This window comes from Enterobacter sp. Taxon_2, from assembly GCF_058355295.1.
In genome coordinates, this window is sequence record NZ_CM178024.1 from 3,255,680 (window position 1) to 3,275,292 (window position 19,613).

18 protein-coding genes are annotated in these 19,613 nt (G+C 57.8%); 8 read left to right on the forward strand and 10 right to left on the reverse strand.

What is annotated here, in order from left to right:
- Positions 1 to 107 precede the first annotated feature (107 nt).
- From AC4IC4_RS15490 to AC4IC4_RS15500, 3 genes are all read left to right on the forward strand, one after another.
- Complete coding sequence (locus AC4IC4_RS15490; RefSeq protein ID WP_491471475.1) at positions 108 to 1,115, forward strand: LacI family DNA-binding transcriptional regulator; 1,008 nt, start codon at positions 108 to 110, stop codon at positions 1,113 to 1,115.
- A gap of 333 nt (positions 1,116 to 1,448) precedes the next feature.
- Positions 1,449 to 2,825: a diaminobutyrate--2-oxoglutarate transaminase gene (locus tag AC4IC4_RS15495; RefSeq protein WP_024908137.1), complete on the forward strand. Its 1,377-nt coding sequence runs from the start codon at positions 1,449 to 1,451 to the stop codon at positions 2,823 to 2,825.
- Between the two features lie 18 nt (positions 2,826 to 2,843).
- Complete coding sequence (locus tag AC4IC4_RS15500; RefSeq protein ID WP_024908138.1) at positions 2,844 to 4,310, forward strand: pyridoxal phosphate-dependent decarboxylase family protein; 1,467 nt, start codon at positions 2,844 to 2,846, stop codon at positions 4,308 to 4,310.
- Between the two features lie 36 nt (positions 4,311 to 4,346).
- On the opposite strand, the gene AC4IC4_RS15505 is transcribed toward AC4IC4_RS15500, so the two are convergent.
- Complete coding sequence (locus AC4IC4_RS15505) at positions 4,347 to 4,862, reverse strand: protein disulfide oxidoreductase (RefSeq protein ID WP_157189458.1); 516 nt, start codon at positions 4,860 to 4,862, stop codon at positions 4,347 to 4,349.
- A gap of 251 nt (positions 4,863 to 5,113) precedes the next feature.
- Between AC4IC4_RS15505 and AC4IC4_RS15510 the strand changes: the two genes are divergently transcribed.
- Together AC4IC4_RS15510 and AC4IC4_RS15515 are read left to right on the forward strand one after the other, a co-directional pair.
- A complete protein-coding gene (locus AC4IC4_RS15510; RefSeq protein WP_048992494.1) occupies positions 5,114 to 5,437 on the forward strand; it encodes an RcnB family protein in 324 nt (107 codons plus the stop codon).
- Entirely contained in the window at positions 5,388 to 5,867 is a 480-nt protein-coding gene (locus tag AC4IC4_RS15515) for a GNAT family N-acetyltransferase (protein ID WP_032646533.1), read from the forward strand. Before AC4IC4_RS15510 ends, AC4IC4_RS15515 begins: the two co-directional genes overlap by 50 nt.
- Positions 5,868 to 5,962: 95 nt before the next feature.
- On the opposite strand, the gene apbC is transcribed toward AC4IC4_RS15515, so the two are convergent.
- Positions 5,963 to 7,072, reverse strand: coding sequence for an iron-sulfur cluster carrier protein ApbC (gene apbC, locus AC4IC4_RS15520; protein WP_491471476.1), 1,110 nt, complete (start codon positions 7,070 to 7,072; stop codon positions 5,963 to 5,965).
- Between the two features lie 137 nt (positions 7,073 to 7,209).
- Between apbC and metG the strand changes: the two genes are divergently transcribed.
- The gene (gene metG, locus AC4IC4_RS15525) at positions 7,210 to 9,243 is read left to right on the forward strand and encodes a methionine--tRNA ligase (protein ID WP_032663202.1); all 2,034 of its coding nucleotides are present in this window, start codon (positions 7,210 to 7,212) and stop codon (positions 9,241 to 9,243) included.
- 107 nt (positions 9,244 to 9,350) lie between these two features.
- Here metG and AC4IC4_RS15530 read toward each other — a convergent pair whose 3' ends face one another.
- The 3 genes from AC4IC4_RS15530 to AC4IC4_RS15540 are packed head-to-tail and all read right to left on the reverse strand — an operon-like array spanning position 9,351 to position 12,266.
- Complete coding sequence (locus AC4IC4_RS15530; RefSeq protein WP_008500891.1) at positions 9,351 to 9,821, reverse strand: YehS family protein; 471 nt, start codon at positions 9,819 to 9,821, stop codon at positions 9,351 to 9,353.
- Positions 9,822 to 9,867: 46 nt separating this feature from the next.
- Entirely contained in the window at positions 9,868 to 10,587 is a 720-nt protein-coding gene (gene btsR / locus AC4IC4_RS15535; RefSeq protein WP_024908144.1) for a two-component system response regulator BtsR, read from the reverse strand.
- Positions 10,581 to 12,266, reverse strand: coding sequence for a sensor histidine kinase (locus AC4IC4_RS15540; RefSeq protein ID WP_024908145.1), 1,686 nt, complete (start codon positions 12,264 to 12,266; stop codon positions 10,581 to 10,583). Before AC4IC4_RS15540 ends, btsR begins: the two co-directional genes overlap by 7 nt.
- A gap of 221 nt (positions 12,267 to 12,487) precedes the next feature.
- Here AC4IC4_RS15540 and mlrA point away from each other — a divergent pair, with 221 nt between their 5' ends.
- Positions 12,488 to 13,228, forward strand: coding sequence for an HTH-type transcriptional regulator MlrA (gene mlrA / locus AC4IC4_RS15545; RefSeq protein WP_024908146.1), 741 nt, complete (start codon positions 12,488 to 12,490; stop codon positions 13,226 to 13,228).
- Between the two features lie 69 nt (positions 13,229 to 13,297).
- Entirely contained in the window at positions 13,298 to 13,411 is a 114-nt protein-coding gene (locus AC4IC4_RS15550) for a protein YohO (protein WP_008500895.1), read from the forward strand.
- On the opposite strand, the gene AC4IC4_RS15555 is transcribed toward AC4IC4_RS15550, so the two are convergent.
- From AC4IC4_RS15555 to bglX, 5 genes are all read right to left on the reverse strand, one after another.
- Positions 13,386 to 14,123 (reverse strand): ABC transporter permease, encoded by a 738-nt coding sequence (locus AC4IC4_RS15555; RefSeq protein WP_491471477.1) that lies wholly within the window; start codon positions 14,121 to 14,123, stop codon positions 13,386 to 13,388. The genes AC4IC4_RS15550 and AC4IC4_RS15555 overlap by 26 nt on opposite strands.
- Positions 14,107 to 15,057 (reverse strand): ABC transporter ATP-binding protein, encoded by a 951-nt coding sequence (locus tag AC4IC4_RS15560; protein WP_032646538.1) that lies wholly within the window; start codon positions 15,055 to 15,057, stop codon positions 14,107 to 14,109. The genes AC4IC4_RS15555 and AC4IC4_RS15560 overlap by 17 nt, the downstream gene beginning before the upstream one ends.
- Positions 15,050 to 16,207 (reverse strand): ABC transporter permease, encoded by a 1,158-nt coding sequence (locus AC4IC4_RS15565; RefSeq protein WP_407858798.1) that lies wholly within the window; start codon positions 16,205 to 16,207, stop codon positions 15,050 to 15,052. The genes AC4IC4_RS15560 and AC4IC4_RS15565 overlap by 8 nt, the downstream gene beginning before the upstream one ends.
- A 12-nt stretch (positions 16,208 to 16,219) precedes the next feature.
- Positions 16,220 to 17,137 carry a glycine betaine ABC transporter substrate-binding protein OsmF gene (osmF, locus tag AC4IC4_RS15570; protein ID WP_061714765.1) on the reverse strand — a complete coding sequence of 306 codons (918 nt, stop codon included), beginning with the start codon at positions 17,135 to 17,137 and terminating at the stop codon, positions 16,220 to 16,222.
- 148 nt (positions 17,138 to 17,285) lie between these two features.
- Positions 17,286 to 19,583, reverse strand: a complete 2,298-nt coding sequence (bglX, locus tag AC4IC4_RS15575) for a beta-glucosidase BglX (RefSeq protein ID WP_491471478.1) — start codon at positions 19,581 to 19,583, stop codon at positions 17,286 to 17,288.
- Positions 19,584 to 19,613 lie beyond the last annotated feature (30 nt).

Here is a 19,613-nt window from a genome sequence, read left to right on the forward strand (position 1 = left end):
ATATTCATCACGGAGGTAAGCCTGACCAGCCCTGTGCATCAGCCTTCCTTTTACATCAGCAACTTAGTTGTATACCCTTTCACACAGTGCATTAACGGAGTAAGAAAATGGCTTCCCTGAAGGACGTCGCAAAGCTGGCTAACGTATCGCTGATGACGGTTTCCCGCGCGCTGAACAGCCCGGAGTGCCTTAAGCCGGAAACGCTGGCGCGCGTTCAGCTGGCTATCGAGCAGACCAGCTACGTGCCAGACCTGTCCGCCAAGAAAATTCGCGGCGCGCATGCCTCGCCGAAAACCATAGGCGTACTGGCGCTCGATACGGTGACGACGCCTTTCTCGGTGGAAATCACGCTGTCGATTGAAGAGACGGCCAGAATGCACGGCTGGAACAGCTTCGTGATGAATATGTTTACCGATGACAACCCGGACGCCATTGTCGACCTTCTCCTCTCTCATCGGCCTGACGGGATTATCTACACCACCATGGGGTTACGTCAGGTTCCTCTCCCGGCCAAACTCCTCACCCTTCCCTGCGTGCTGGCCAACTGCGAAAGTGACGGCGAAAAGGTCGCCAGCTATATTCCTGATGATGAACAGGGGCAGTATACCGCCGTACGGGCGTTACTCGCGGAGGGTTATCGACGCCCTCTCTGCCTGCATTTGCCTGAGGGGCATCTGGCCACAACCCGACGTCGTCAGGGGCTGGAACGTGCATGCCGTGAAGCGGGACTCGACCCGCACGGCCTGGCGCACAGCTATATGGCGCTCGGCGATGAGCACTATCGTGACATTCCGTCAGTATTGCTGGCGCACATGCAGAATGGCATTCCCCGGTTCGACTCCGTTATCTGCGGCAACGACCGTATCGCGTTTATGGTCTATCAGACGCTGCTGGCGCAAGGGCTTCGCATACCGGAAGATGTCGCGGTAATCGGCTATGACAATATGGTGGGTATTGGGGAGCTGTTCCTGCCTCCTCTCACGACGGTTCAACTGCCACACTATGAAATTGGTCGCCTGAGCGCCCTGCATATTATTAACGGTGAAGAGCATCAGAACACCACGCGCGTTGAAAGTCCTTTTTTGATGCGTGATTCTGTTGTGCATGCATCATGAGCACCGCTTTTTGCACATGACGCAGGAATAGAGACAGCCAGCCTCCTTTTTTGCCATTCGATGGCACGTTTTGTCACACTCTTTTCTGCGACTGTACACGCCAGACAAACAGCCTGTAACAGGCTGTTTTTATTTGGCATAAAATGCAATTTTCATTTTAAAAATGGGGATATTTTCTCCCCACAGCCCCGTGTCACAAAACAGTAAACAAATTAACCATTGAGCCCCGTGGCAAAAGGCTCTATATTGGCGGCGTTTTTTTCAGGCCCCCATCTGTTTTTTAACTTTTTATTCAATCGTGGCTCATAACGAAGCGGCGGTTGTAGGAGTGATATGATGACGGATAAAGTCCGTATTGACACCGTAGATGCCCACAAAAGCAACGAAACCTATCTGGCCCGTCAGGCCGAGTTTGAATCTAACGTCAGGAGTTATCCGCGCAAACTGCCTTTAGCCATCACTAAAGCAGAAGGCGTGTGGATCACCGATGCAGATAATAAAGAATACCTTGACTGTTTAGCAGGCGCAGGGACCCTTGCGCTTGGCCATAACCATCCTGATGTGCTGAAAAGCATCCAAAATGTCATTACCAGCGGCTTGCCGTTACATACTCTGGATCTGACGACGCCTCTGAAAGACGCGTTTTCTGAATACCTGCTCTCTCTGCTGCCTGGTCAGGGCAAAGAGTACTGCCTGCAGTTCACCGGTCCATCCGGTGCTGACGCCGTTGAAGCGGCGCTGAAGCTGGCGAAAAAAGTGACCGGTCGTAGCGGTATCATCAGCTTCTCTGGTGGTTACCACGGTATGACCCACGGCGCGCTGTCCGTGACCGGCAACCTGTCTCCGAAAGAAGCGGTTGACGGTATGATGCCAGAAGTCCAGTTCATGCCTTACCCGCACGAATACCGTTGCCCGCTGGGTATCGGTGGTGAAGCGGGCGTGAAAGCGCTGACGTACTACTTCGATAACCTGATCAACGACGTTGAAAGCGGCGTGCGTAAGCCTGCTGCGGTGATCCTGGAAGCGGTTCAGGGCGAAGGCGGCGTGAACCCGGCTCCGGCTGAGTGGCTGCAGCGCATCCGTAAAGTGACTCAGGAACACGGCATTCTGCTGATCCTCGACGAAGTGCAGGCTGGCTTTGCCCGTACCGGTAAATTCTTCGCCTTCGAACACGCTGGCATTGAGCCAGACATCATCGTGATGTCTAAAGCAGTGGGTGGCGGTCTGCCGCTGGCCGTACTCGGTATCAAAAAGCAGTTCGATGCATGGGCACCAGGTCACCACACCGGTACCTTCCGCGGCAACCAGCTGGCGATGGCAACCGGTCTGACGACGCTGAAAATCCTGAAAGACCAGAACATCGCAGGCAAAGTGGCTGCACAGGGCGAATGGCTGAAAGGCCAGCTGAAAGAGATGGCGAAACGCTATCCGGTCATCGGCCACGTTCGCGGTCTGGGCATGATGATCGGTATTGAGATCGTTAAGCCTAACGAAGCCGCTGACCACATGGGCTGCTTCCCTGGCGACGGCGAGCTGTCTGCACTGATTCAGAAGAAGTGCTTCGAAGCCGGTCTGATTCTGGAGCGCGGTGGCCGTAACGGTATCGTTCTGCGTCTGCTGCCGTCTCTGCTGATCAGCGATGAAGAGCTGAAAATCTTCCTGGATAAATTTGAGCAGGCACTGCTTGCTGCGGGCGTTCGCCCGGCGTAACCGGAGTTGTTGATTACGATGTCTGATTCAAACCCAATTTTGTTCTCCTCTGCGCAGAGCATTGAAGCTTACCAGCAGGCGATTGAACAAAGCACTCAGGCTGTGATGCAGTGGCTGAAACAGCCTGAGATGTACCAGGGCAAAACGGTCGCGGAACTGCGCGACCGTATTAAGCTGGATTTCAACCCGAAAGGGCTGGGCAACGAAGCGGCGATTGAACGCGCCGTGGAGTTCTTCCTGAAAGACAGCCTGTCCGTTCATCACCCGCAGTGTGTGGCGCACCTGCACTGCCCAAGCCTGGTCGTAAGCCAGGCGGCGGAAGTGCTGATCAACGCCACTAACCAGAGTATGGACTCCTGGGATCAAAGCCCGTCCGCAACCATTATTGAGATCAAACTGATCGAGTGGCTGCGTACCCGCGTGGGTTATCAGGCCGGCGACGCAGGTGTTTTCACCAGCGGCGGGACTCAGAGCAACCTGATGGGCCTGATGCTGGCTCGCGATGCGTTCTTCGCGCGTCAGGGTCACTCCGTTCAGCAGGACGGTCTGGTTGGCGATCTGCGCAAAATTCGCGTGCTGTGCTCCGAAAACGCGCACTTCTCCGTGCAGAAAAACATGGCGCTGATGGGCCTGGGCTACCAGTCCGTGGTGCAGGTGAAAACGGACGAATTCTCCCGCATGGATCTGACCGATCTGGCGGCGAAAATCGAACAGTGCAATGCGAATGGCGAGCAGATTCTGGCCATCGTCGCGACGGCAGGTACCACCGATGCCGGTGCTATCGACCCGCTGCGTGCGATTGCAGAGCTGGCCGCGAAGCAGAACATCTGGGTACACGTTGATGCGGCCTGGGGCGGCGCGCTGCTGATGTCTGAGCAGTATCGTCACTACCTGGACGGCATCGAGCTGGTGGATTCCGTGACCCTGGACTTCCACAAGCAGTTCTTCCAGACCATCAGCTGCGGCGCGTTCCTGCTGAAAGAAGCGCGCCACTATGAGCTGATGCGCTATCAGGCGGCTTACCTGAACTCTGAGTTCGACGAAGAGGCCGGCGTGCCTAACCTGGTTTCCAAATCTCTGCAGACCACCCGTCGTTTTGACGCGCTGAAGCTGTGGATGAGCCTGGAAGCGCTGGGTCAGGAGCAATACGCGGCGATCATCGATCACGGCGTGACCCTGGCACAGCAGGTTGCGGCCTACGTGAAAGCGCAGCCTGCGCTGGAGCTGGTTATGCAGCCGCAGTTGGCAAGCGTTCTGTTCCGCTTCCGCGGACAGGTGCAGACGGATGAAGCGGGTATCGCCCTGCTGAACCAGAAAATTGGTGACGCGCTGCTGGAATCCGGCCGTGCAAACGTCGGTGTGACCGAGCATAACGGCGTGACCTGCCTGAAGCTGACGCTGCTGAACCCAACCGTGACGCTGGAAGATATTAAAATCCTGCTGTCTCTGGTTGAGCGCACCGCGCAGGAAGTTCTGGCTAAGTAATACAACACCCCTCTTCCGCCGGGAGAGGGGTTATTTTTATACGCCTGCCCACCACATCCTTAATTTTAATCCCCAGTAGCTCGTCCAGCCCGTCGTGGTACTGACCACGTTCCCCTTCGACACAACCACCAGCGTTGGCGTGACGCTCACCTGCCACTGCTGCGACAAAGCACCGTTTGCATCGTTAATCACCGGCATTTTCAGCTGTTTCTTATCAACCCAGCGCTCAAGCTTTGCGTTGTCACCAGAACGCATGGCGATACTCACCACGTTCCCGCCCTCTTCTGCCAGTTGATTAACCGCAGGCGTCGTGTAGCGGCAAATGCTGCACCAGGTCGCCCAGACGTAGATCAGCAGCGGACGATCCTGGCTGAGCGCCGCAATATCGTGAACGTTGCCGTCGATGCTCGTCATCGGCGTTGCACTAAAACTGGCGGGGAGCGTCGGTTTTCGGTACTGATCAACACCCCATACTACGGCCAGCGTCAGCAGAACGAGTATGATCCCTTCCCGCGCCCAGCGGCGCAGTCGACTGATTTTGCGGTTATCCATTGTGACCTCATGTTTTAACGAAGGTCATCTTAACGGGCAATACGCCATCACGCTGTAAAGAAGTGTCGGGTCTGTAAGCTGGTAAAGATCGCGTCATCGATGAGGTATACCAAAAGGAAAACGATTATCAGGTAGGTTCATTTTTGTTACATTTTTTTTCGAACAAGCCATAGTCTGATATTTAAAATAGGCAGGTTGCCGTATTGTTGGCAGGCAAAATCAAACTTAAAAACCGTTCAACTGGAGAAAAAATGGCTAAGTGTAAATGGCTGCTTCTCGGGGTCGTGATGTCTCTGGCAAGCGCGGCGAATGCAGCACCACAAGCGGCATCCGGCATCAAGGCCTATGAAGAACAAGAGTTCATCGCTGACTTCACGAAATTCAAGATTGGCGACACGGCACCGGCGCAGTATCAAACGCCGGAGTACACCATCAAACAGTACCAGCTGCGTAACCTGCCGGCTCCGGATGCCGGAACCCACTGGACCTACATGGGCGAGAACTACGTGCTGATTGGCGATGCGGATGGCAAAATCTACAAAGCCTATAACGGAGATATTTTCTATCACCGCTAATACCATCCTGATCCGCCCCTGGCAGGAAAGCGATCGCCCTTTCCTGCGCACGCTCTTCCTCCACGCCCGGCGTGAGGCCTGGCCATGGCTGGACAGTTCAGACTGGCAGCTTGAAGACTTTGACGCGGCCACCCGTGACGAAGTGATTTGGGTTGCCACGCAGAACGGCCATCGTCTGGGTTTTGCCTCCGTCTGGACGAACGATAATTTCCTGCACAACCTGTTTGTCGACCCGCAGTATCAAAGCCATGGTGTCGGGCGTATGCTCCTGGAACAGGTTCAGAAGACGTTTACCAGTACGGGTTCGCTTAAGTGTCTGGTGAAGAATGCGCGGGCTGTCGCGTTTTACCAGCGGCACGGCTGGCACATTGAGGCGACGGGGGATTCTCCGGAGGGAGAGTATTATTTGATGCACTATCGGTTGGGTTAAAGTCGGGTGGCGGCTTCGCCTTACCCGACCTACGTGATGGTGCCACTTGTAGGCCGGGTAAGCGAAGCGCCACCCGGCAATTCTACGCTAAGGCGTTACACCGCGCGGAACGCGATTTCCCCAGGGATGACTTCGCCCTGCCAGTAGAGCTGCGCCGCAACGCGTCCCGCCAGCTGGCGATACATTTCTGCAAATTCGCTGTCCGGACGGCTGACCACCGTCGGCTTGCCGCTATCCAGATCTTCGCGCAGGGTAATGTGCAGCGGCATCTGTCCCAGCAGCTGGGTGTGATACTTCGCGGCCAGTTTTTCTGCGCCACCCGTGCCGAAGATAGGTTCGTGGTGACCGCAGTTGCTGCAGATGTGCATGCTCATGTTCTCAACGATACCGAGCACCGGCACTTCCACCTTCTCGAACATCACGATGCCTTTTTTGGCGTCGATCAGCGCAATATCCTGCGGCGTGGTCACCACAACGGCTCCCGTCACCGGAATGTTCTGCGCCAGCGTCAGCTGAATGTCACCGGTGCCCGGCGGCATGTCCAGCACCAGATAATCCAGATCCGGCCACATCGTCTCCTGCAGCATCTGCAGCAGCGCTTTGCTGGCCATCGGGCCGCGCCAGACCATGGCGTTATCGTCAGTCACCAGGTAACCGATGGAGTTGGTCGCCAGACCGTGCGCCATGATTGGTGCCATATGGGTGCCGTCCGGCGAGGTTGGGCGCTGGTTTTCCGCGCCCAGCATGTTCGGAATAGACGGACCGTAGATGTCGGCGTCCAGAATACCGACCTTTGCCCCTTCCGCTGCCAGCGCGAGCGCCAGGTTAACGGCGGTAGAGGATTTCCCCACCCCGCCTTTGCCCGAGCTGACGGCAATGATGTTTTTCACGCCGTTCACGCCAGGCTGGTTTTTCACGCGCTTCAGCGTGGCGATGCTGTGGCTCAGCTTCCAGTCGATCGCCTTCGCGCCGGTCATGCGCAGCAGCTCAGAGCTGGTCTGCTCTTTCAGCGCATCATAGGCGCTGGTCCAGACGAACGGCATCTGCAGCTCAATGTGCAGCGTGTCGTCCAGCCAGGCGACGTGGTGTAACGCTTTCAGCGTAGTGAGATTGTGCTTCAGGGTTGGATGCTGAAAGTTAGCCAGCGTCCCGGCGACCATTGCTCGTAAGGCTTCCGGTGATTTGGCCTGGGATTGAGAACTCATCCCGACTCCTTTGTTCTTGTGAATAAGACCTTAGATGAACAAGTTTACCTGAAAGGCCGTGGTTTGTGCTTACTTAATAATGCCCCTTTTGGTAATATCAAAAACCCTTTTCACAGTTAAAAGAAGTAATGCCTACTATGACTCAAGTCGCGAAGAAAATTCTGGTAACGTGCGCACTGCCGTACGCCAACGGCTCAATCCACCTCGGCCACATGCTGGAGCATATCCAGGCTGATGTCTGGGTCCGTTACCAGCGAATGCGCGGCCACGAGGTTAACTTCATCTGTGCGGACGATGCCCACGGCACGCCGATCATGCTGAAAGCGCAGCAGCTGGGGATTTCCCCGGAGCAGATGATTGCCGAAATGAGTCAGGAGCATCAGACTGATTTTGCTGGCTTTGACATCAGCTATGACAACTATCACTCCACGCACAGCGACGAAAACCGCGAGCTGTCGGAGCTGATCTACACCCGTCTGAAAGAGAACGGTTTTATTAAAAACCGCACCATCTCTCAGCTGTACGATCCGGAAAAAGGCATGTTCCTGCCGGACCGTTTTGTCAAAGGCACCTGTCCGAAATGTAAATCCCCGGACCAGTACGGCGATAACTGCGAAGTGTGCGGCGCGACCTACAGCCCGACCGAGCTTATCGAGCCGAAATCCGTGGTTTCCGGCGCCACGCCTGTGATGCGTGATTCCGAGCACTTCTTCTTCGACCTGCCGTCCTTCAGCGAAATGCTGCAGGCGTGGACCCGCAGCGGCGCGCTGCAGGAGCAGGTGGCGAATAAAATGCAAGAGTGGTTTGAATCTGGCCTGCAGCAGTGGGATATCTCCCGCGATGCGCCGTACTTCGGCTTTGAAATCCCGAACGCGCCGGGCAAATACTTCTACGTCTGGCTGGACGCGCCAATCGGCTACATGGGCTCCTTCAAGAACCTGTGCGACAAGCGTGGCGACACCGTCAGCTTCGACGAATACTGGAAGAAAGATTCCACTGCCGAGCTGTACCACTTCATCGGTAAAGACATCGTTTACTTCCACAGCCTGTTCTGGCCGGCGATGCTGGAAGGCAGCAACTTCCGCAAGCCAACCAACCTGTTCGTACACGGCTACGTAACGGTGAACGGCGCGAAGATGTCCAAGTCCCGCGGGACGTTCATCAAGGCCAGCACCTGGCTGAACCACTTCGACGCGGACAGCCTGCGCTACTACTACACCGCGAAGCTCTCTTCCCGCATCGACGATATCGACCTGAACCTGGAAGATTTCGTGCAGCGCGTGAACGCGGACATCGTCAACAAGGTCGTCAATCTGGCGTCCCGTAACGCGGGCTTTATCGCGAAGCGTTTTGACGGCGTGCTTTCTGCTGAACTGGCCGATCCTGAGCTGTATAAAACCTTCACCGATGCCGCCGCTGCGGTTGGTGAAGCCTGGGAAAGCCGTGAATTCGGTAAAGCGATTCGTGAAATCATGGCGCTGGCCGATGTTGCCAACCGCTATGTGGACGAGCAGGCCCCGTGGGTTGTCGCGAAACAGGAAGGCCGCGACGCTGACCTGCAGGCGATCTGCACCATGGGTCTGAACATGTTCCGCGTGCTGATGACCTGGCTGAAGCCGGTTCTGCCGCAGCTGGCAGCCCGTGCTGAAGCGTTCCTGAACACCGAACTGACCTGGGATGCAATCCAGCAGCCGCTGCTCGGCCACAAGGTGAACACCTTCAAGGCGCTGTACAACCGCATCGAGATGAAGCAAGTTGAAGCCCTGGTAGAAGCGTCTAAAGAAGAGGTGAAGGCGGCTGCGGCACCGGTTACCGGCCCGCTGGCAGACGATCCGATTCAGGAAACCATTACCTTTGATGATTTCGCCAAAGTCGACCTGCGCGTGGCGCTGATCGAGAACGCGGAGTTCGTGGACGGCTCTGACAAGCTGCTGCGCCTGACGCTGGATCTCGGCGGCGAGAAGCGCAACGTCTTCTCCGGCATCCGTTCTGCCTATCCGGACCCGCAGGTGCTGATCGGCCGTCAAACCGTGATGGTGGCGAACCTGGCGCCGCGCAAAATGCGCTTCGGCATCTCTGAGGGGATGGTGATGGCCGCAGGCCCTGGCGGGAAAGATATCTTCCTGTTAAGCCCAGACGAAGGCGCGAAGCCGGGTCAGCAGGTGAAATAACAAAAAAGCCGGAGATTATCTCCGGCTTTTTTTATGGCATTTTGTTTTCTCCCTCTCCCTGTGGGAGAGGGTCGGGGTGAGGGCATCAGGCCGCACCCATTCTGCAATCACGCCTTCGGGTGATGCACCCGGTGAGTTAACCCACGCAGGAAATTACGCAGAAACTGGTCGCCGCACTCGCGGTAGTTTTTATGATCCGGCGCGCGCATCATGGCGGTGACTTCCGGCACGGATACGCGGAATTTTTGCTCAGTCATGATCGCCACGATATCGTCCGTTTTCAGCGAGAAGGCGATGCGCAGCTTTTTCAGCACCGTGTTGTTGTTCACCCGACGCTCCAGCGCCAGCTCTGGCGCGGCCGGATCTTTGCCACGCTTATCGTAAATCAGGCCGTTCAGGAAACCCGACAGAATGATGTCAGGGCAGCGGACAAATCCCTCTTCGTCTTCTTTGGTCATCCACGTGTCAAAACTCGCAGACGTGGATTCCATGTCGGACAGCGCAAGAATGCGCACCATGTCGTTATTGTTCGCTTTCAGGGTGTAGCGCAGGCTACGAAGAATATCGTTACTTAGCATAGAGCCTTCGAATGTCGATGATGCAATGGCGCGCAGTGTACCAGCTTTACAGCCCAATCGCCTCTTTCAAACTCTTCAGGTAGCGACGGCTGACGGGTACCGTTTGTCCGGCACGCAGCACCAGCTCGGCCTGGCCGTTATCTTCCAGGCGGATCTCCTTCAGGTGCGCCATGTTCACCAGATACTGGCGATGGCAGCGGATAAGCGGCGTGCGGCTCTCCAGCGTGCGCAGGGTCAGCTCGGTAAACCCTTCATTCCCTTCCGCGCTGGTGACAAACACCCCGCTCAGGCGGCTGCTGACAAAGGCCACATCATCCATCTGAAGAAGATAGATCCGGCTGTGCCCGGTGCAGGGGATGAACTTCAGCGGCTGCTGGTTTTCCGGCAACAGCGTGACGTCCTGTACGGTGCGCTCCTGACGTAAACGGGTGAGCGTTTTTTCCAGCCGCTTCTCTTCAATCGGCTTGAGCAGATAGTCAAACGCGTGCTCCTCAAAGGCCTTAACGGCATATTCATCAAACGCCGTCAGAAACACGATGTAGGGACGATGTTCCGGGTCGAGCATGCCGACCATCTCCAACCCGCTGATGCGGGGCATCTGAATATCGAGGAACAGCACGTCCGGGCGCAGTTTGTGCACCGCGCCGATGGCCTCAATGGCGTTCGCGCACTCCCCCACAATCTCAATATCCGGCTGCTCCTGCAGCAGAACGCGCAGGTTTTCCCGTGCCAGCGGCTCGTCATCCACAATCAGCACTCTTAACATGCGTTTTCCTCCAGCGGCAGTCGTACGGTAATACGGGTAAATCGGTCTGGCTCACAGGCGACGGTAATGCCACAGTCGTCGCCAAAATGGGCGCGCAGGCGTTTATCCACCAGACTCATCCCCAGACCGCCGGAGGCGGAAGGCTGGTAAAGCCCGGCATTGTCTTCAATATCCAGCACCAGATGGTGGTTAAAACGGCTCGCGGCAATGGTTATCTCCCCCGTTCCCAGCAACTGCGACGTGCCGTGCTTAATGGCGTTTTCCACAATCGGCTGCAGGGTAAAGGCCGGAAGATGCTGATACGCCAGCTCATCCGGCACGGAGAGCGACACCTGCAGGCGCGACTGGAAACGCGCCTGCTCAATCTGCAGATAGGCATTCACGTGCTCAATCTCATCGGCGAGGGTCACAATCTCAGACGGCCGTTTCAGGTTTTTGCGAAAGAAGGTCGACAGAAACTGCACCAGCTGCGCGGCCTGATCGCTGTCGCGGCGGATCACCGCTTTGAGCGTGTTGAGGGCGTTGAACAGGAAATGCGGATTGACCTGGGCATGCAGCAGCTTAATTTCGGACTGCGTCAGGAGCGCTTTCTGCCGTTCATACTGCCCGGCCAGAATTTGCGCGGACAGCAGCTGGGCGATCCCCTCCCCCAGCGTGCGGTTGATGGAGCTGAACAGACGGTTTTTCGCCTCATACAGCTTGATGGTGCCCATCACCCGCTGATTCTCGCCGCGCAGCGGAATCACCAGCGTGGAGCCCAGCTTGCACTGCGGATGCAGCGAACAGCGATAAGGCACCTCGTTACCGTCGGCGTACACCACCTCACCGGTTTCAATGGCGCGCAGCGTGTAGGCTGAGGAGATGGGTTTCCCCGGCAGATGGTGATCGTCCCCGGTGCCGGTAAAGGCCAGCAGCCGCTCGCGGTCGGTGATAGCCACCGCGCCGATATCCAGCTCCTTGTAGAGCACCTGGGCGACCTTCATGCTGTTCTCTTCGTTGAACCCCTGGCGCAGGATCCCTTCGGTCGAGGCGGCGACCTTCAGCGCCGTGGCGGAAAAGGCCGAGGTGTACTTCTCAAACATGGCGCGCTTGTCGAGCAGAATGCGCATAAACAGCGCCGCACCCACGGTGTTGGTTACCATCATCGGGGCGGCAATACTGCTGACCAGGTGCAGCGCATCCTCAAACGGACGGGCAATGAGCAGAATGATCGCCATCTGCGCCATTTCGGCTACAAAGGTAATGGCACCGGCGGTGAGCGGGCTAAAGACTTTATCCGGGCGGCCGCGTTTGATCATGTAGCTGTGCACGAGCCCGCCGAGCAGACCTTCCACGATCGTGGAGATCATGCAGCTGAGCGCCGTCATCCCGCCCATGGAATAGCGATGCAACCCCCCGGTTAAACCGACAAGGCCACCGACGACGGGACCGCCCAGCAGTCCGCCCATCACCGCGCCGATAGCGCGCGTATTGGCAATAGAGTCTTCGATATGGAGACCAAAATAAGTCCCCATGATGCAGAAAATAGAGAAGGTGACGTAGCAGAGCAGCTTATGCGGCAGACGTACGGTGACCTGCATCAGCGGGATAAACAGGCGCGTTTTGCTCATCAGCCAGGCAATGACAAGAAACACGCACATCTGCTGAAGCAACAGCAGCACCAGATTAAACTCGTACATACTCACTCAAAACCGCACACGCTAAAAACGCGTAACATACACGGATGCGGATTAACTTTCTTTGAAGCATCCCATAAAAGCGCAAAATCGTGTCCGTTATCACACCTTTTTCTGAATATCGCGCATGCTTCGCATTGTTTGTTCAAAAATCAATCAATCTTTCCTGGTTCGCCAAAGTGAGTCTACAGTTAAGCTGGGGACGCGTAAGCCAGGGGGCGAATATGGCGCTTTACACAATAGGTGAAGTGGCACTCCTTTGTGATATCAATCCCGTTACCCTACGGGCGTGGCAGCGACGGTATGGATTACTCAAACCGCAGAGGACCGACGGTGGGCATCGCCTTTTCAATGAAGCCGACATCGACCGCATTCGCGAAATCAAAAGCTGGATCGACAACGGGGTGCAGGTCGGCAAGGTGAAGTCCCTGCTGAGCCACGACGACCCGGACACGCAACACCTCTGGCGCGAACAACAGGAAACCCTGCTGCGACTCCTGCAGGCGGGCAACCTTCAGCGCCTGCGCGCATGGATAAAAGAGCAAGGCCGCGATTACCCGGCACAGACGCTGATCAACCATCTTTTCATTCCGCTCCGTCGACGCCTGCAGTGTCAGCAGTCCACCCTGCAGGCGCTGCTCAGCATGCTCGACGGGGTGCTGATCAACTACATCGCCGTCTGCCTTGCCTCGGCGAAGAACAAAGCCGGAAAAGATGCGCTGGTGGTCGGCTGGAACGTGCACGATACCACCCGCCTGTGGCTGGAAGCGTGGATTGCCACCCAGAAGGGCTGGCGCGTGGATGTCCTGGCGCATTCGCTGGCGCAGCTTAAGCCTGAGTTTTTTGAGGGCCAGACCCTGCTGGTCTGGTGTGGCGAAGTGCCGTCCGCCACGCAGCAACAGCTGCTGACGGAATGGCGAGAGAATGGTTACCCGGTTTATTCCCTTGGCCCGGATGAGCCATAACGGCATTTAATGGTTCATTAACAGCTGCGCTTCACCGTATAATTGTTCCGTTAACAACAGGAGCACATGATGAAGGCAACCAAACTGGCCATTATTACCCTTTTTGTCCTGATGGCCGTAAGCGGTATCGGCGGCGTGATGCTGGCAGGATACTCGTTTATTGTTCGCGGCGGTGTCGGCTGAGGTAGCGCGCGAGCCGCTCAAAAAGGCGATCGACGACGATTGCCGCCAGTGCGACCAGCACCGCTCCCTGCACTATATAAGCCGTATTAAACCCGCTCAGGCCGATAATAATCGGCGTTCCCAGCGTATTGGCACCAACCGTAGACGCAATGGTCGCCGTCCCGATGTTAATGATGACCGACGTGCGGATCCCGGCAATGATAACCGGTGCCGCAAGCGGCAGTTCAACCTTGCGCAGCCGCTGGCCGCGACTCATCCCCATCCCTTCAGCCACGCTCAGCACCGACGCCGGTACCGCCGCGAGGCCCGCCAGCGTGCCCTGCAGAACCGGCAGTACGCCGTATAAAATCAGCGCAATAATGGCAGGCTGCTGGCCAAAGCCCATCACCGGAACCGCTATCGCAAGCACCGCCACCGGCGGAAACGTCTGTCCAATGGCCGCTATCGTCTCTACCAGCGGACGAAACTCACGGCCCGCAGGACGCGTGACCGCGATGCCTGCCCCTACCCCCAGCACAACCGCGATGGCGCTTGAGAGCGCCACCAGCCAGAGATGCGCCAGGGCGAGATTAATAAAGCTCTCCTGCTGATAGACCGGCCGCGGCAGCCCGGGAAAAAGGGCGTTAAACAGCGCCGCGCTGTGAGGCATCAGAAACAGCAAGGCGACAAAGAGCGCTACCAGCCAGAGGAGCGGATCACGCAGTGCCTTCACGCGTCACCTCCCCTGCCAGCAGATCGCGGAAATGTAAGGTTCCGCACGGCGTCCCGCGAGCGTCCGAGACGGGCAATACCTCGCACTGGCGCGCGACAAACGCGGAGAGGGCATCCCGCAGGCTCATCTGCGCCTGCAGCGGTTCGCCGCTTAGCGATGTCTCCTCCCGACGCATATAGTCGCTGACCGTCCGCAGGGAGAGCAGCCTCACGCCCAGCTCGCTGCGGCCAAAAAACTCGCGCACAAAGTCGTTCTTCGGCCAGGTTAACAGCTCAAGCGGCGAGCCCTGCTGCACCACTTCGCCATGATCCATCAGCACCAGATGGTCGGCCAGGCGCAGGGCTTCATCAATATCGTGCGTCACGAGAACGATCGTGCGTCCGAGAATGCGGTGAATACGAGTCATCTCCGCCTGCAGCGCCCCGCGTGTGACCGGATCCAGCGCGCCGAAGGGTTCATCCATCAGCAGTACCTGCGGATTGGCCGCCAGCGCGCGCGCCACGCCCACGCGCTGCTGCTGGCCTCCGGAAAGCTGGTGCGGATAGCGATCGCGCAGCGCGGGCTCGAGCCCCAGCAAAGACATCAGCTCATCCACCCGGTCAGCAATTTTTGCCCGCGACCATTTTTCCAGCTGCAGCACGGTGGCGATGTTCTGCGCCACCGTCCAGTGCGGAAACAGGCCGATAGACTGAATGGCATAGCCCATCCGGCGACGCAGCTCCAGCACCGGCAGGCTGCGGATCTCTTCTCCGGCAAAGCGGATCAGCCCGCTGTCGTGCTCAACCAGACGGTTGATCATCTTCAGGGTGGTGGATTTTCCCGAGCCTGAGGTGCCAATCAGCACGGAAAACGCCCCCTCGGCAAAGTTCAGGTTCAGGTGGCTCGCCGCCGGGCGACCGGCAAACGTTTTACTGACATCGTGAAATTCAATCATTGGCTCTTCTCCTGAGCAGCGCGAGCCATAAGGCAAACAGCGCGTCAACGACAACCGCCAGCGCAATCGTCGGAACCACGCCCAATAACACCAGATCGAGCGCACTGCTTAGCAGCCCCTGGAACACCAGGGCGCCAAAGCCGCCCGCACCAATCAGCGCCGCAATCACCGCCATGCCGACGGTCTGTACCGTTACCACCCGCAGGCTGCGCAGCAGCAGGGGCAGCGCCAGCGGGAGCTGAATTTTCCAGAAACACTGCCGCGCGCTCATGCCCATCGCATGGGCGCTTTCCAGCACGTCAGGTGCGACCTGGCCCAGGCCCGCGACCACGCCGCGCACCAGCGGCAACAGCGCATACAGCACCAGCGCGATAAGGGCGGGCGTTAACCCCGTTCCGGCTATGCCGAGCGTTCCCAGCACCGGAAATGACTTCACCAGCCCGGCCAGCGGCGCAATCAGCAGGCCAAACAGCGCAACGGAAGGAATGGTCTGGATCACGTTGAGCACGGCAAAGACACCGCCCTGGCGTGATGGATGGCGATAGCACCACATGCCGAGAGGTATCCCGAGCAGCAGCGCCGGAAAGAGCGTGCCGAAGAGGATCGTCAGGTGTTGCGCCAGGGCATCATCAAACACCTCCTGGCGGTTGGCGTACTCTTTTAACAGCGAGAGATTGTTCAGTTCCCCGCTGAACAGCAGGAACAAGGGAATGCACCATATCTGCGCGTTGAGCACCCAGCGCCAGACGGCGCTGGCGATGAGTCGACGAATGGCATCGCTGCTGACCAGCAGACAGAGCGCCAGCCACAGCCAGAGGCCGCTGCCCACCGTGGTTCTCGCCAGCGGACTTTCTGCCGACGCCATGTGCGTCGCCGCCAGCCCGCCACTCCAGAACAGAATGATGAACAGCCCTTCAGCGAGGAGCAGCGTCAGCCACTGCGCCGTGCGCCCTTGCCAGAACGATAGCGCAACCCACGCGGCCAGCGCCGCCGCCAGCCACCCCGGCGTGAAAGACCAGACCTGCCAGAGCGCTTTGCCCTCCCCCGACATCAGACGGTTTGGGGCTACGTTGACAAACGGCAGCGCGACCGCCGCGATGGCCACGCAGGCCAGCAGCAGCAGGACGCGGTTATGACATTTTATTGGCACAGCCCTTTCCCGTTACTTCACAAGCCCTTGTTGTTTCAGGAAGTCGGCGGCCACTTTTTTGGCATCCAGCCCCTCGACGGCAATGCTGGCATTCAGCTGTTGCAGCGTTTTTTCATCCAGTTTTTCGAAGACCGGTTTGAGCCAGTCGGCAATCTCCGGATAGGCTTTCAGCACCGCCTCACGCACGACCGGGGTCGGGGCGTAAATCGGCTGTACGCCTTTAGGATCGGTCAGGGTTTGCAGGCCGAGCGCCGCCACCGGGCCGTCGGTGCCGTAGGCCATGGCCGCGTTAACGCCAGAGGTTTGCTGCGCCGCCGCTTTGATGGTCACCGCAGTATCCCCGCCCGCCAGAGAGAGCAGCTGCGCCTGGTCGAGCTTGAAACCGTAGGCTTTTTCGAACGCCGGGAGCGCATCAGGACGCTCGATAAACTCCGCAGAGGCCGCGAGCTTGAAATCGCCCTTCTCTTTCAGGTAGCGGCTGAGATCCGCAAGCGAGGTGAGCTTGCCTTTCTCCGCCACGTCCTTGCGCACGGCGATAGTCCAGGTGTTGTTGGCCGGGGCTGGGGTCAGCCAGACCAGTTTGTTCTGTTCCGCGTCGAGCTTTTTGACTTTCTCATACCCGGCGTTAGCGTTTTTCCATGCCGGATCGTTTTCTTGTTTGAAGAAGAACGCGCCGTTGCCGGTGTATTCCGGGTAGATATCCAGCTCGCCGGAGGTGATCGCGCCGCGCACGACGGGCGTGGTGCCGAGCTGAACTTTATTGACGGTTTTCACGCCGTGGCTGTCCAGCACCTGCAAAATAATATTGCCGAGCAGCGCCCCTTCGGTATCGATCTTTGAGCCCACTTTTACCGGCTCCGCCGCCTGTAGCGGCAGACTTAGCGCCGCCAGCAGCACCGCAGATCCCAACATCCCCTTTGCAATCGTCATTCTACTATCCTCATTTATTTTGCTGCCTTTTTCAGAGGCTTGAGAGAAAAGCGTAGCTTAAAACGGCAGAATTAACCGTCAAAATGCCTTTTTAGCATAAGGTAAGACGCCTCCCCCGCAGGACGGGGGGAGGCAAAGGAGGGACAGGTTACAGCAGTTCGAACTCGCCTTTATTCACGCGGGCGGAGTCCACGCCGATAAAGACGTTAAACTTGCCCGGTTCCGCGTCATATTTCATCTGCTGGTTCCAGAACTTCAGCGCATCCACGTCGATCGGGAAGCTGATAGTTTGGGTTTCGCCTGGCTTCAGGTTGATCTTCTCAAAGCCGCGCAGCTGCTTCACGGGACGGCTCATCGACGCGGTGACATCCTGAACGTACATCTGAATCACCGTTGCCCCTTCGCGCTTGCCGGTGTTGGTCACCTCAACGCTGGCGGTGACTTTGCCGTCACGCTTCATCGTAGGCGCTGACATTTTCACGTCAGAGACCTTGAAGGTGGTGTAGCTCAGGCCGTAACCAAACGGATACAGCGGGCCGTTAGCTTCGTCGAAGTAACGAGACGTGTACTTGTTCGGCTTGTCGGCGTTGTACGGGCGACCGGTGTTCAGGTGGCTGTAGTAGACCGGGATTTGCCCGACGGAGCGCGGGAAGGACATCGGCAGCTTGCCCGACGGGTTGTAATCGCCAAACAGCACGTCGGCGATGGCGTTACCGCCTTCGGTACCGGCGAACCAGGTTTCCAGAATGGCGTCAGCCTGCTGGTCTTCTTTCACCAGCGCCAGCGGACGACCGTTCATCAGCACCAGCACCAGCGGCTTGCCGGTGGCTTTCAGGGCGGCGATCAGATCGCGCTGGCTCTGCGGAATGGTGATATCGGTACGGCTGGAGGCCTCGTGCGCCATACCCTGCGCTTCGCCCACGACAGCGACAACGACGTCAGACTGCTTCGCGGCGTTCACCGCCTCGTCAATCATCTCCTTCGGCGTGCGCGGATCGACCTTCACCGCTTCCTCGTACTGGTTGAGGAAGGTGACGATATCTTTATCGTTGGTGACGTTCGCCCCTTTGGCGTAGACCACCTTGGCGTTATCACCCACGGCACTCTTGATACCGGTCAGCACGGTCACCGACTGGTCAGCCACGCCTGCGGCAGACCAGCTGCCCATCACGTCGCGCTTGCTGTCGGCCAGCGGGCCCACCACGGCAATGGTGCCGGATTTTTTCAGCGGCAACGTGTCGAGGCGGTTTTTCAGCAGCACCAGGCTTTCGCGCGCCACGTCACGCGCTTCTTTGCGGTGCAGACGGCTTTCGGCGTTGGTATCTGCCGGGTCAGACTCTTTCGGGCCCAGGTGGCTGTACGGATCGTTAAACAGCCCCATGTCGTATTTCACGTTCAGCACGTGGCGCGCGGCATCGTCCAGCTCCGCCATCGTTACCTTGCCGCTCTTCACCAGCCCCGGCAGGTATTTGCTGTAATACTCATCGCTCATGCTCATGTTGATGCCGGACTTGAGCGCCACGCGCACCGCGTCTTCCGGATCGGAGGCGGTACCGTGCTTGATCAGCTCTTTAATCGCGCCGTGGTCAGAAACGGTGATGCCTTTAAAGCCCCACTGGTCGCGCAGCACGTCTTTCAGCAGCCAGGAATCGGACGTCGCCGGCGTGCCGTTCAGGGAGTTCAGCGCCACCATCACCGCGCCGCTGCCCGCATCCAGCCCTGCCTTGTACGGCGGCATATAGTCGTTAAACAGGCGCTGCGGGCTCATGTCGACGGTGTTGTACTCTTTACCGCCTTCCACTGCGCCATAGGCTGCGAAGTGTTTGACGCTGGTCATCACCGAGTAGCGGTCCGCCGGGCTTTTGCCCTGCATCGCTTCCACCATGGTTTTGCCCATCGTGGAGGTTAAATACGTATCTTCACCAAAGCCTTCCGAGCCGCGGCCCCAGCGCGGATCGCGCGAGACGTCCACCATAGGTGCCCAGGTCATGTTCAGGCCGTCGTCCGCCGCTTCATAAGCCGACACGCGCCCGACGGTTTTCACCGCGTCGAGGTTAAAGGAAGACGCTAAGCCGAGGCTAATCGGGAAGACGGTACGCTGGCCGTGCACCACGTCATAGGCAAAGAACAGAGGAATTTTCAGGCGGCTGAGATCCATCACCTGGTCCTGCATCTTGCGGATATCCTGGCGGGTGACGGTATTAAAGATGGCCCCTACCTGCCCGTCTTTGATCATCGCTCGGATGGCCTCTTTCGGGTTATCCGGGCCGACGCTGATAAGACGCAGCTGGCCGATTTTCTCATCGACCGTCATTTTCTTGAGCAATTCCGTGACAAACGCATCCCGTGCTTCAGGCGTGAGCGGGTGATTGCCAAACAAATCCTCTGCCAGCGCAGGTTGCAGCGCCAGGCTTACGGCGACACCTACAGAACATAGCCATTTCATGTCGTTTTACTCTCTCATCAATAACCGCCG

Coding starts and splice junctions, on each gene's coding strand:
- AC4IC4_RS15490 (WP_491471475.1), top strand. CDS start 108: ATGGCTTCCCTGAAGGACGTCGCAAAGCTGGCTAACGTATCGCTGATG.
- AC4IC4_RS15495 (WP_024908137.1), top strand. CDS start 1,449: ATGATGACGGATAAAGTCCGTATTGACACCGTAGATGCCCACAAAAGC.
- AC4IC4_RS15500 (WP_024908138.1), top strand. CDS start 2,844: ATGTCTGATTCAAACCCAATTTTGTTCTCCTCTGCGCAGAGCATTGAA.
- AC4IC4_RS15505 (WP_157189458.1), bottom strand. CDS start 4,862: ATGGATAACCGCAAAATCAGTCGACTGCGCCGCTGGGCGCGGGAAGGG.
- AC4IC4_RS15510 (WP_048992494.1), top strand. CDS start 5,114: ATGGCTAAGTGTAAATGGCTGCTTCTCGGGGTCGTGATGTCTCTGGCA.
- AC4IC4_RS15515 (WP_032646533.1), top strand. CDS start 5,388: ATGGCAAAATCTACAAAGCCTATAACGGAGATATTTTCTATCACCGCT.
- apbC (WP_491471476.1), bottom strand. CDS start 7,072: ATGAGTTCTCAATCCCAGGCCAAATCACCGGAAGCCTTACGAGCAATG.
- metG (WP_032663202.1), top strand. CDS start 7,210: ATGACTCAAGTCGCGAAGAAAATTCTGGTAACGTGCGCACTGCCGTAC.
- AC4IC4_RS15530 (WP_008500891.1), bottom strand. CDS start 9,821: ATGCTAAGTAACGATATTCTTCGTAGCCTGCGCTACACCCTGAAAGCG.
- btsR (WP_024908144.1), bottom strand. CDS start 10,587: ATGTTAAGAGTGCTGATTGTGGATGACGAGCCGCTGGCACGGGAAAAC.
- AC4IC4_RS15540 (WP_024908145.1), bottom strand. CDS start 12,266: ATGTACGAGTTTAATCTGGTGCTGCTGTTGCTTCAGCAGATGTGCGTG.
- mlrA (WP_024908146.1), top strand. CDS start 12,488: ATGGCGCTTTACACAATAGGTGAAGTGGCACTCCTTTGTGATATCAAT.
- AC4IC4_RS15550 (WP_008500895.1), top strand. CDS start 13,298: ATGAAGGCAACCAAACTGGCCATTATTACCCTTTTTGTCCTGATGGCC.
- AC4IC4_RS15560 (WP_032646538.1), bottom strand. CDS start 15,057: ATGATTGAATTTCACGATGTCAGTAAAACGTTTGCCGGTCGCCCGGCG.
- osmF (WP_061714765.1), bottom strand. CDS start 17,137: ATGACGATTGCAAAGGGGATGTTGGGATCTGCGGTGCTGCTGGCGGCG.
- bglX (WP_491471478.1), bottom strand. CDS start 19,583: ATGAAATGGCTATGTTCTGTAGGTGTCGCCGTAAGCCTGGCGCTGCAA.